At 68.2% G+C, this 12017-nt stretch carries 10 protein-coding genes; 5 read left to right on the top strand and 5 right to left on the bottom strand.

All coding sequences use genetic code 11. The features are described from left to right. Window positions 1-34: 34 nt before the first annotated feature. Window positions 35-1549, bottom strand: a complete 1515-nt coding sequence (locus I55_RS13850) for an aldehyde dehydrogenase (RefSeq protein WP_044561170.1) — start codon at window positions 1547-1549, stop codon at window positions 35-37. A 36-nt stretch (window positions 1550-1585) separates the two neighbouring features. Beyond that, complete coding sequence (locus I55_RS13845; RefSeq protein WP_044561169.1) at window positions 1586-2734, bottom strand: FAD-dependent monooxygenase; 1149 nt, start codon at window positions 2732-2734, stop codon at window positions 1586-1588. Between the two features lie 234 nt (window positions 2735-2968). Here I55_RS13845 and I55_RS13840 point away from each other — a divergent pair, with 234 nt between their 5' ends. The 3 genes from I55_RS13840 to I55_RS13830 all read left to right on the top strand — a co-directional run bounded on the left by I55_RS13840 (window position 2969) and on the right by I55_RS13830 (window position 6014). After that, entirely contained in the window at window positions 2969-3814 is an 846-nt protein-coding gene (locus I55_RS13840) for a helix-turn-helix domain-containing protein (RefSeq protein ID WP_083901101.1), read from the top strand. Window positions 3815-4034: 220 nt separating this feature from the next. Further along, window positions 4035-4853, top strand: coding sequence for an alpha/beta fold hydrolase (locus I55_RS13835; RefSeq protein WP_044561167.1), 819 nt, complete (start codon window positions 4035-4037; stop codon window positions 4851-4853). A 114-nt stretch (window positions 4854-4967) separates the two neighbouring features. After that, the gene (locus tag I55_RS13830) at window positions 4968-6014 is read left to right on the top strand and encodes a serine hydrolase (RefSeq protein WP_044561174.1); all 1047 of its coding nucleotides are present in this window, start codon (window positions 4968-4970) and stop codon (window positions 6012-6014) included. On the opposite strand, the gene I55_RS33070 is transcribed toward I55_RS13830, so the two are convergent. Continuing rightward, the gene (locus I55_RS33070) at window positions 6015-6758 is read right to left on the bottom strand and encodes a GntR family transcriptional regulator (protein ID WP_049974104.1); all 744 of its coding nucleotides are present in this window, start codon (window positions 6756-6758) and stop codon (window positions 6015-6017) included. It abuts the gene before it with no gap. A gap of 298 nt (window positions 6759-7056) precedes the next feature. Here I55_RS33070 and I55_RS13820 point away from each other — a divergent pair, with 298 nt between their 5' ends. Then, a complete protein-coding gene (locus I55_RS13820) occupies window positions 7057-8364 on the top strand; it encodes a hypothetical protein (protein ID WP_148293715.1) in 1308 nt (435 codons plus the stop codon). Between the two features lie 23 nt (window positions 8365-8387). Here I55_RS13820 and I55_RS13815 read toward each other — a convergent pair whose 3' ends face one another. Together I55_RS13815 and I55_RS13810 are read right to left on the bottom strand one after the other, a co-directional pair. Continuing rightward, entirely contained in the window at window positions 8388-10250 is a 1863-nt protein-coding gene (locus I55_RS13815) for a sensor histidine kinase (RefSeq protein WP_148293714.1), read from the bottom strand. 53 nt (window positions 10251-10303) lie between these two features. After that, the gene (locus I55_RS13810; RefSeq protein WP_044561165.1) at window positions 10304-11044 is read right to left on the bottom strand and encodes a response regulator transcription factor; all 741 of its coding nucleotides are present in this window, start codon (window positions 11042-11044) and stop codon (window positions 10304-10306) included. 206 nt (window positions 11045-11250) lie between these two features. On the opposite strand from I55_RS13810, the gene I55_RS13805 reads away from it, so the two are divergent. Next, on the top strand, window positions 11251-12017 hold a 767-nt coding region (locus tag I55_RS13805; RefSeq protein ID WP_252181138.1), incomplete at its 3' end, for an MFS transporter.

Raw genomic sequence — 12017 nt, 5'->3', positions numbered from 1 at the left:
TGGACTCGAAAAATGGCGGGGGTGCAGCCCAGCCTCACAACCGGGCGGTCACCGCCTTGGTCTCAAGATAGGCGTCCAGCCCTTCCCGGCCGAATTCCCGGCCCCAGCCGGACTGGCGGAATCCGCCGAAGGGAATGTTGTTGCCGATGGCGCCATGGCAGTTGATGGACACCTGACCGGCGCGGATGCGCGACACCAGGCGGTGGGCCGTGGACAGGCTGCGTGTCCACACGCTGCCGGACAGGCCGTAGTCGCTGTCATTGGCCAAGTGGGCGATGGCGTCGATGTCATCGGTTTCCAGCCGGTGGATCGCCATCACCGGGCCGAAGATCTCATCCCGGAAGATGTCCATGTCCGGCTGGACGTCGGTGAAGATGGTGGGCGGGACGAAGTGTCCAGGCCGGTCCAGCGCCGCGCCGCCGCACGCCAGGGTGGCGCCCTGCCGCACGCCCCGCTCCACATAGCCCAGGACCCGGTGGGCGTGCCCGGCGCTGACCAGCGGGCCGAACAAGGTGGCCGGATCCAGGCCGTGACCCAGGGTCAGGGTGCGGCAGAAGGCGACCATGCCCTCGACCAGCCGGTCGTGGATGTCGGCATGGGCGAAGATGCGGGTTCCGGCCATGCAGTTCTGGCCCTGCAGGAAGAAGGTGGCCATGGCCACGCCCGGCACCGCCAGATCCAGGTCGGCGTCCGGCATGACCACCACGGGCGACTTCCCGCCCAGTTCCAGCGACACCTTTTTCAGATTGCCGGCGGCGGCATGCACGATCTTGCGCCCCACCTCGGTGGAACCGGTGAAGCTGATCTTGTCGACCTTGGGATGGGCCGCCAGGGCGGCGCCCGCCACCTCGCCGGCGCCGTTGACGATGTTGACGACGCCGGCGGGGAAGCCCGCTTCGGTGATCAGGCGGCCCAGCAGCAGCGCCGACAGGGGCGTCTCCTCCGCCGGCTTGACCACGGCGGTGCAACCGGCGGCCAGCGCCGGCGCCAGTTTCAGCACCAGGGTGGACAGGGGCACGTTCCAGGGCACGATCAGGCCGACCACGCCCACCGGCTCGCGCACGGTGTAGGTCAACGCCTCGGCCACGGCGGCGACATGGGCCGGCGGCGTGGTCGTGACCCCCTCGATACGCAGGGCCCAGCCGGCGTAGTAGTCGAACATCTCCACGCAGTTGCCGACGGTCAGCCTGGCGATGAAGCTGGGCATGCCGTTGTCCAGGATTTCCAGCTCCGTGAAGGCCTGCGCGTGCTGTTCCACCAGCCGGGCCAGGCGGGTCAGCAGCCGCGCCCGTTCCGGCCCCAGGCTACGCCCCCAGGGGCCGTGGAAGGCGCGATTGGCCGCCGCCACCGCCGCCTCGATAGCCGCCACGCCGCCGGCCGCGACCTCGCCCAGGGGCAGGCCGGTGGCCGGGTCGCTGGTCGCGATGACGTCGCCGTCACCCTCCGGGCGCCAAACGCCGTCGATCAGCAGGCCCTGACGTTGGCCGAGGAAGGCGCGCACCTCCTCCAGGACGGGCAAACCATCGAAGGGCAGGATAGAGGCGGACATGGCTTCTCCAACAGGCGGGGTTCCGGATGGCCGGGATCAGACGGGAACGGTGCGGCAGTCGTAGTGGAACAGGCCCAGGCTGTCTTCGTTGCGCAAGGCCTGCAGGCCGAACAACTCCGTCTCGTCCGCCTGCATCCTGTCGGCATTGGCGTTGGATTCCAACTGGATGAAGGTGGCCCGTTCCAGGCGGGCGGCCTCGTAACGCTTCAGCCCCTCGGCCACCGAGGCGCTGGCCGACAGCGCGCGGGCCAGGACGATGGCATCCTCCACGGCGCAGGCGGCACCCTGTCCCAGGAACGGGGTCATGCCGTGCGCCGCGTCCCCCAGCAGGGCCACCCTGTCGTCCAGAATCCAGCCCGGCAGGGGCTGGCGGGCATTGATGGCCCATTTGTAAAGGCCGTCCGCCGGCACGGCCGCGATCATGGCCTGCACCTCCGGCGCCCAACCGGTGAAGACGCCGTCCAGCTCAGACCGGTCGGCGCGGATGCTCCAGCCGTCCTCGGTCCAGCCGGACTGCCGGGCGAAGAACACCGTGTTCATCATCGTGCCACCACGCACGGGATAGCGCACCACCATGCGCCGCGGGCCGATGTGCATGCCGGGCCAGGACACCAGGTCGGCCAGGTCACCGGTCACCGGCACCACCGCGCGCCAGGCGACATGCCCGGTGAAATGCGGCGGCGCCGGATCGAACGCGCGGCGCACGACCGACTTCACGCCGTCGGCGCCGATCAGAATGTCGCCCTCGATGCGGCGGCCGTCATGCAGGACCGCGCAGGCGCCCTCGACCGCCACCACACCGGCATCGGACTCCAGCCGCACCCCCCGCCGCCGGGCCTCCGTCACCAGGATGGCGTGCAGGTCGGCGCGATGGATGTAGACATAGGGCGCGCCATATATCTGGCGCATGTCGCCCCGTTCCAGGACGCGCAGCACCCGGCCATCCTCCCAATGCTGGATGCGCTGGCGGGCCGGTTCCACCCCCGCCTGGGCGACGGCGTCGGCCATGTCCAGCGCCAGGTAGGCCTTCATCGCGTTGGGGGCCAGCGTGAGGCCGGCGCCGACCTCGCCAAAGGCCGGGGCCACTTCCAGCACCGTCGCGGAAAAACCATTCTGCGCCAGGGCGATAGCCGCGGTCAGTCCGCCAATCCCGCCCCCAACGATCGTCACACGCGCCTTGTCCATAGCCTGCCTTTTCCTTGTCTGCCGGCACATTTGCCAGCCAACGGCGGGATTAGGCGGGGGTGCCCCGGGGGGAACCAGGGGCAGGCGGACGACTGTCCACACGGCGGACGGCCGGGGGCGGAAATGGAATAATGAGATAATGGCCTATTTATAGGCTAACTTCGCTCTCAAGCCCGTGGTATCGTCCCCTCATAAACGGGCAGCCAAACAATTGGCGAAACGGGGAGTTCGGGAATGGAAAAGATAAAGCCCGTTCGGGCTATGTTGCGCGTGCTGGACGTCCTTCAGGTCCTCAACAGCCGCAACGGTGTGACGGTCACGGATGTCGCCAGCGCCATCGACCTGCCGCGCACCACCGCCTATCGCGTGCTGGAAACACTCTGCTCCGCCGGCTACGCCGTGCGCGACAATTCCGACGACCGTTATCGCCTGACGGTTCTGGTCCGGTGCCTGTCGGACGGCTATGACGATGAGGCCTGGGTGACGGACGTGGCGCAGCCCATCATCACACAGCTGGGACAGAAGCTGATCTGGCCGGTATCGATCAGCACCAACCAGGGAAACCTGATGCTGGTCCGGCACACCACGGACAAGAACAGCCCGCTGGCCTTGGAGCGGTACAACGCCGGCATCCGCCTGCCCCTGCTGAACAGCGCCGCCGGCCGCACCTACCTGGCGTTCAGCCCCCCACCGCAGCGGGCGGCGCTGCTGGACATCGCGCTGGGTTCGGACGGTGAGATGGACGGGGCCGGGCGCCAGCGCGACCTGATCGACAAAATCCTGAACTACATCGCCAAATCCGGCTACGCCATCAGCCTGCGCCAGTACCGGGGCGAATCCACCGCGGCGGTGCCCATCTTCAGCGGCACCACGCTGCTGGGATGCGTGGGCATGCGCTTCATGGATAAGGCCCTGCCCGAGGCGATGTTCCAGAGCAAATACCTGCCGGCCCTGCAGGCCGCCGCCGCCGAGATCGGCGCCGCCTACCAGGATTGGAGCGAGGAATCGCAACGGTCCATCGCGGAACAGACGCCCACCAAGCGCTGGGATTGGACCCTGGAACGCCGGGTGCAGCACTGAGCGGCGCCTGACCAGCCACCGTCACTGGCAAGCGGGGGCCCCGCTTACCAGCAGGCCGGCGCAGCGTTGAGGGTGGGGTGGGAACGGTCCGGCCTGTGGTTCGGCCGTGGGGCCAGCCCCACCTGACCGCCACCACCCTACGGACACCCACCCAACACCGGCTGGGCTTGCCGCAAACCATGGCCCACTGTGCCACCATTCGGCCCAGGGGACCCACCTAATGACCAGTGTGAAGCGCGCCTACGCGGACAGCCGGTACGGCCAGTTGCATTACCGTATCGCCCAGCCGGCGGCGCAGACCGACGCGCCGCCGTTGCTGTGCCTGCACCAGACGCCCAGCCATAGCGGCGATTGGATGCCGGTGCTCCCCGCCCTCGGGGCCAAGCGTGTCGTGGTGGCGGTGGATACGCCCGGTTATGGCATGAGTGATCCGCCGCCAGCACCCACCACCATTGAAGAGTATGCGGAGATCGCGGCCGCGTTCATGGACGGTCTGGCCGCCGACGGGGTGGTGGCGACAGGCGCTTTCGATGTCATGGGCTTCCACACCGGTTCCGTCATCGCGACGCAACTGGCGCGATCGCGGCCTGACCGGGTGCGCCGCGCCGTGATGTTCGGGCTGGCGGCCTTTCCCGCCGACATCAGGGCCGAGCGGCTGGAATCCCTGCCCGCCCTGTTCCCGCCACCCGATGCCACGTTGGCCCATGTGAAGAAGTTGTGGGCCATCATCGGGGAGTTGAGCGACCCGCGCAGAACCATGGAGCAGCGCCATGTCAGCATGGCGGAATGCCTGCGGCTGGGCACCCGCATGACCTGGGGTTACATCGCCGTCTATCGCTACGACTTCCTGGGCGCGATGGCGGAGGTGACGCAGCCGGTGCTGATCATGAACCCGGAGGATGACCTTTGGGAGGTGACGTGCGAGACCGCGCACCATTTCCCCAACGGCCGACGCGTCGACATGCTGGGCGCCATGCACGGGGTGCTGGAACTGGAGCGCGACCGGATCGTCACGGAGATCGAAGGTTTCCTGGCCTGACGCACGCCCCGTCGCCCTCACATATATTGGTCGTCAATACTCGTTATATTGTTCGACAATCGTGGTATGGTCAGCGCGAAAATCAAGCGCCGGGATGCGCGGGAGGAAGCCGGAATGACCGTTCGACCACGCATCAGGGCCATGGTCGCCGCCTGCGCGATTGCCGGCGCCGGCATCATTGCCATCGCGGCATCGACGCCCGCTTGGGCGGCACAGGGCGAACAGTCGGCGGAGATGGGCGATCTGCTCAATTACCTGCGTGGCCAGAACAGCACCGGCGTCCTGATCATCCAGGATGGGAAGACGCTGGTTGAGAAGAACTGGCCGGCGCCCGAGGGCAACCCGCAGTTCTCCATGTTCGTCTATGGCCAGAGCGCACGGGGCGCCTTGCTTGAGGACGTGGCGTCACAGCAGAAGAGCTTCGTCGCGGTCCTGACCGCCATCGCCATCGACAAGGGGCTGATCGACATCGAGAAGCCGGTCGCCGCCTATGTAGGGACCGGCTGGTCCAAGGCGTCGCCGGAGCAGGAGGCGAAGATCCGGGTCATCGACGTGCTGACGATGAGTTCGGGCCTTGACGACAAGTTCGGCGTCGAGGCGCCACCCGGGACGAAGTTCTTCTACAACACGCCGGTTTATGCGGTGACCAAGCGCATCCTGACAGCGGCGGCTGGCCTGCCGCTCGACACCATCACGCATGACTGGCTGACGGGCCCCGCCGGGATGAACGACACCGCGTGGCGCAAGCGCCCGGCGGCCCTGGCCTCCATCGGCAACGACACCGGGCTCGTCACCACGCCGGGCGACACGGCGCTGTTCGGGCTGATGGTGCTGCATGGTGGCGTGGCGAAGGACGGCACGCGCATCGTGTCCGAGGCCAACCTGAAGGCGCTGTTCACGCCGTCGGCCACCAACCCCGCCTATGGCCGCCTGTGGTGGCTGAACGGCAGCGCCTACACCCTGCGCGCCCTGGCCGGGCGCCAGGAGGGCCCGCTGGTCCCGGCGGCACCCGCTGACATGGTCGCGGCACTCGGGGCGTTCGACCGCCGCCTCTACATTGTGCCCAGCCGCAAGCTGGTGGTGGTGCGGACCGGTGCCGCCGCGAACGACAAAGGCTTCGACCAGAACCTGTGGGCGCGCCTGCAGAAGGTCATCGACTGATCAGCCAGTCCGCCGGCCGCCGCCTCCGCGGCGTCCCGGCCGGTCCTTGGCGGATTGCTGCACCCCAAGGCCACGGGCCAGCATCACCCGCGCCACCTCGTTCTGCATATAATAAAGGATGTCGCGTGCCCCCTCGGCGGCGCCGGCCGGATCGCGGGCGGCGAGCGCCGCCCGCATCAGCCGCCAATGTCCGAAGGGGCCCGGCCCCTCGGCCAGCCCCGCATAGGAATAGTGCCATCGGGTCTTGCGCCGAACGGCGGCGATCATGGTCCGCGTTTCGACGCTGGCGGTTTCCGCCATCAGGCTGAAGATGACCTCGCTCTGGGCGATCAGATCCTCGGCCGCCGCGCCGGCCTCGCTGGCCGCGATGAGCCTGTCCGCCTTCTCCAATATTTCCGCCAGCGCCGGCGGTGTGGCACGGATGCAGGCGAACCGCGCCGCCACGCCGTAGAGCCCCGCCCGTAGCTCAAAGAGATCGAAGACTTCCTGCAGGCTGGTGTGCTTGACACTGGCGCCGCGGTTCGCCTGCAGGTCGACCAGGCCATCATCGGCCAAGTTGCGCAGCGCGCGACGCACGATGGTGCGACCGACATCGAACTCGGCGCACAAGCGCGCTTCGCGCAGCCATTCGCCCGGCCCCCAAACGCCGTCCTGGATCTGGCGCCGCAAACGCTCGGTCACCTCCTCAGCCGAGGGGCCCTCCCCCCGCCGCGGCTTCCCGGCCGGATCGACGGCATCATCCATGGCTTCCCACTCCCCCAACGCGACACGGCCGTCATCGCACCATCCCAATGCCGGCGCAACCGCATTGTTCAGGTTGAACTGCAGTGTTATCGCGTAATATTCGGTGAATTGTCGTACAGTTGTGGCAAGGCTGGCCAACAACAGCCGGAACGGCACCATGCCGTCAAACAATGGGAGGCAAGGCGGTGCGTCATCCTTTCAAAGCGGCGGCCTTTCAAAGCGGCGGCATTGATCCCCGCCATCTCAGGCGCGGCCGGCGGCGTCACCGCCGGTTATCGCTGGTGAGGAGGGCTTCCGAATGATCTCATCTCGCCGCGGTTTCATGGCGGGCGTCGGGCTGCTGGGTGTGGCGACCGCCTCGGCCCAGACCGGCACGGCTGGCAAGATGGCGGCCCCGGGGGATCCAACGGACCTGCAAGCGACGCTGGATCGGTACGCCTCGTTCGGCGACAAGGCGTCCGGCGGCGCTGGCGACACCGCCTGCGGCGTCTGGCTGGAAGCGGCGCTGGGCCGTATGGGCTATGCCTGCCACCGGCAGTCCTTTGACGTTCCGTTCTTCGAGGCTAGCCAGGCGACGCTGGCTTGCGGGACCGCCCGCGCGACGGTCATGCCGCAGGCCATCGTGACGCCTACAGGGCCCCAGGGGCTTACCGGTCCCCTGCGCCTGGCGGACGGGCATGGCGATCTCACCGGGGCGATCGCCCTGATCGTACTGCCCTACAAGCGCTGGGTCGGGGTGGCCGATCCGCAGGCCGCGAAGCCGCTGGCCGACGCGGTGCGGCGAGGCGCCGCCGGCGTCGTGCTGGTCACCACCGGCCCCAGCGGCGAGGCGATCGCCCTCAACGTCTCAACCAAGGCTCCCGCGCTGGACCGGCCCGTCGCCTTGCTGGCGCCCAAGGATGCCGACCCCTTCCTGGCGGCGGCGGACCAGGCCCTTCCCGCGACGCTGACCCTGGACGGCCGGGGCGGCGGTGGCGAGCGGCGGTCCGCCTTCAATCTGATCGCCCGGCTGGACCGTGGTGCGTCGCGGACGCTGGTCATATCGACGCCGCGTTCCGGTTGGCTCGGCTGCGTGGCCGAGCGCGGCTCAGGCCTGGCCGTCTGGCTGTCGCTCGCCAAATGGCTGGCGGAAACCCGGCCCGGCGTGAATGTGGAACTGATCGCAACCAGCGGGCATGAATACCAGTTTCTGGGTGGTGAGCTTTACCTGCACGAGGCGGCGCCACCCCCTGCCTCCACCAAGCTATGGGTCCATATCGGCGCCAGCGCCGCGGCCCGCGACTGGCACGAGTTCGGGGCGACGCTGTTGCCGCTGCCCAGCGTCGACACGGAACGGTTCCTGACAGCCACGGGCGACCTGCTTGACCGGACCCGCCATGCCTTCCAGGGTGTCGGCGGTCTGGAGGCCACCTATCTGGCGGATAAGGTCATGGCCGGGGGCGAGCTGGTCAATGTCCTGAACGCCGGCTATGGCTCCGCCATCGGCCTGTACGGCGTGCACCGCTATTTCCATACGCGCGGCGACGATCTGCGCTGCACCAGCGCCGCGATGGTGCAACCGGTTGAGCGGGCGTTCCGGGAAGCGATAAAGCAGGCCCTGGGCTAGCCCTGGACCATCGTTCCGGCGGATCACCGCAGGCCAACCGGCGGCGCCACCTCCGGCGGTGCCGCGATGTGCAGCGGCAGGTCGAGAATGACGCGGGTGCCGTTGGCGTCCGACATGATGGTGAGCGGGGCGCCCAGGGTGGCGGCGCGGTGGCGCATGTTGGCCAGCCCCCAGCTGCCGGGCTTGTCGGCGGCCCCGCCCTTGCCGGTATCGCTGACCGTCAGCCGGACGCCGTGTTCATCGGGCAAGGGCTGGGCATCCAGCCGCACCACCGTCGCGCCCGAATGCCGGGCGGCGTTCAGGACCGCCTCCTGCAGGATGCGGAAGATCTGCAGAACACTGGCCGGCCGCAGCCCACTGACCGGCGGCATTTCGGCCAGGTGGGCGGCCAGCGTCACGCCCAGCCGGCGCAGCGGCTGGCTCAATTGGTCGCGGAAGGTGATCAGCATCAGAGCCAAGTCGTCGCCCACGTCTTCCAGCGAGGCGATGACGAGGCGAAGGTCGGTCAGCGTGCTCCGCAGGGAATCCGCGACGTCATGGAACTCGGCCCCCCGCAGCTCGCAGGTGGCCAAGGTTGAGACCAGGCGGCCGCTGACGCCATCGTGCAGATCGCGCATCAAACGTTCCCGTTCCCGCTCCAGGATCGAGGCGCGCTCCTGCGCGTACTGGCGCATCAGGCTGTCGTGCAGTTCGGCTTCGGTCTCGGCGATGCGACGCTGCAGCACGACGGCGAAATCGTCGACCGCCCGCAGGGTGGCGACGAAGCGGGCGACCAGGACGCCGCCGACCACCAGTACCACCAGCGCGATGACGCACCAGTTGCGAAACAACGGATATGCGGGATCGTTAAGGATGAAGCCGGCGATGTCCATGCACACCACGATCATCCACACGATCATGGTGCCGGCGACCAGGTGCAGCGACAGGCGGTCGGCACGGAAGGCCCCGCGCAGCAGCGTCAGTCCGATGGCAACCCAGCCCGCCGCCACATAGGGCAGGATGACCCACTTGGTCATTATCAGGACCAGGGGCGGTGGCAGGGTTGGCGCCGCCAGGACGGTCAACACCGGCACGGCCAAATAGGCGCGCATGGGCAACGGCGGGCGGCCGCCGGTGATGTAATGAGCCAACGGCAGACCGAGACTCAGCACCCATACGCCGCCCACATTGCCCAGCCGCATCATGCCGGGTATCCGCGCCGCGTCCACGGGGACCATCTGGATACCGGAAAAGGCGATGCAGCAGAGGATCATCCCGAAAAGAAGGTAGGAGCGTTCCTCCCTCCGGGCCGTCCATATGGTGAACATGACCGCGGCCAGGACGCAGACCAGGGCCAAGGTCACTTGCGGCATCCAGGACAGGAGCAGCATGCGCCATTCGTAGACGGGCCGCAGCCCGACCTCAGGCCCCACGGACACCATGCCCAGCCGGTCGATGGGATAAACCCAGGGCCGGACGGTGAGTTCGATCTGGTTGTCGCCGTCCCTCAGCAGGGCAACCGGCACGGTCACAAGTGTCGGCACCGTCTGCGCCTGGGTGCTGCTTCCGCCCGTCGGGCGGGGCTGGCCCAGATCATGGCCATTGACGGCGACACGCAGGCCGTCGGGCGAATTGGAAACATAGACGGCCCACGGCGCGCCGGCGCCGTCACGACCTGTGGCGTCGAACGTCATGCGGAAGGTCACGGGGCCCGACACCGGTCCTCCCGTGCTCCCGCACCGGCTGGGCAAGGTCACCGACCGCCATTGGGGGGCCGGTCCGCGCCCCGGCGCCCGTTCAGTGCATTCCGCGCGCTGCAGCGCCGTCGGCGGCGGCGACAGGCGGATGAGGCCGATCAGCACGGCGACCACCAGTGCCAGGAAATAGATCAACCCGATCCGCCCCATGCTCAACCTGGGACCGACCGCTGGCACGGCGTTGGGTAAAGAGGCCGCCTTCGTCAAGTCTGGATCAACTTGCGCGCCAGCGCTTCATAGACGGCCTCGCGCCCTGAATTGACTTCCAGCTTTCGATAAATGCTTTTGATGTGGCTGGCAACGGTGTGGCTGGAGATGCCCAGGGATTCGGCGATGGCGGAATAGGTCATGCCCTTGGCGATGCCCCACAGGATGTCGATCTCGCGCTTGCTCAGCACCCCACCCTCCGGCGGCTCAGGCTGGGCATTCCCCGGCGGGGCTTCAGAGGGCGGGGCATGAGGGGTTTGGGCCGGCGGCCGGTTGCCGCCCTGCACCTGCCGGATGATGTAGCGGGCGATGGCGGCGGATATGGGGGAATGGCCGGCCACCAGGTCGTGGACCGCGTTGACCAGATCCTCCGGCAGGGCATCCTTCAGCAGGAAGCCGCTGGCGCCCGCGCCGATGGCGTCCACCACGCTACGCTCATCACACAGCACGGAAATCACCATGATCTCCGTCTCCGGCAGCAGCAGGCGCGTTTCCCGGATCAGCTGGATACCGCTGCCGTCCGGCAGCTTGAGGTCGGTCAGCAACACGGCGGGGCGCAATTGCTGGCAACAGGCCCGCGCCTCGGCCAGCGTGCCCACGGCGTCCAGCAATCTCAGGCTCTCGGCGGCCGCCAGGCGCTGGGCCAGCAGGTTGCGGACCGGCGGGTCATCCTCCACCAGCAGCACGGTGATCGGCCCGCCGGTGGACGGGGTCGCGGTCGTCGTTTCCGTGGACATGAACGCTGATCCTTCCCCCGCGTGCGCGCCGGCATTCCACTATCGCCAGCCTGCCACCAGTACAGCATAGGGCACCGCCGTCACCATCCCATGATCATGGGACATCGCCTACCATCTTGCGCCCGCCCCTTTCCCGACCGGATAGTGGGGCGATGGATCCCAGGCGTCCCCTCCCCCCAGCCCGCACGATGATCTCCCGCCGCTCGATGGCGATCGCGGCGTTCTCCACCGTTGTGGAGTGGTACGATTTCACACTCTATCTCTATGTCGCGACGGTGCTGGCGCGTGTCTTTTTCGGCGGGACTGGGGCGTCGCTGATCACGGCGCTGGCGGGCTTCGCCATCGCCTATCTGTTGCGACCGCTGGGCGCGGTGGTGTTCGGTCACATCGGCGACCGTTTCGGGCGGCGGCGCATGATGCTGCTGTCCATGGCGATGATGAGCCTGGCCATGCTGGCCACCGCCCTGTTGCCCACCTATGGCGCCATCGGCATCGCCGCCGGCTGGCTGTTGCTGCTGCTCCGCTGCGTCATGAGCTTCTCGGTCGGCGGTGAATACACCGGGGTGGTCGCCTATCTGCTGGAAGGGGCCAGTCCCCAGCGGCGGGGGCTGGTCACCTCCTGCGCCTCCGCGGCCAGCGAGGTTGGGGGATTGCTGGCGGTGGGGGTGTCGGCGCTGACCGTGCACTTGCTGGATGACGCGGACTTGGCCTCCTGGGGGTGGCGCATCCCCTTCCTGGTCGGTGCCGCCCTGGCCGGCGGCGTCTGGGTCACGCGGTCGGCCATGGAGGAATCGCCGGATTTCGAGCGGCAGACGGCGGCAGGCACGGCACCGGCCCATCCCCTGCGCCACACCTTGGCGCACCATCGCGTTGGCATCCTGCGCTCCTTCGCCATCTCCGCACTCGGATCCATCTCCTATTACGTTGGCATCACCTACGTGCCGGCCTTCCTGACCTCCGCCGGATCGTTGAG

It is taken from the genome of Azospirillum sp. B4, assembly GCF_000333275.1.
In the GTDB taxonomy this organism is placed as follows: domain Bacteria; phylum Pseudomonadota; class Alphaproteobacteria; order Azospirillales; family Azospirillaceae; genus Nitrospirillum.
This window is presented reverse-complemented; position numbering and strand designations above follow the sequence as displayed.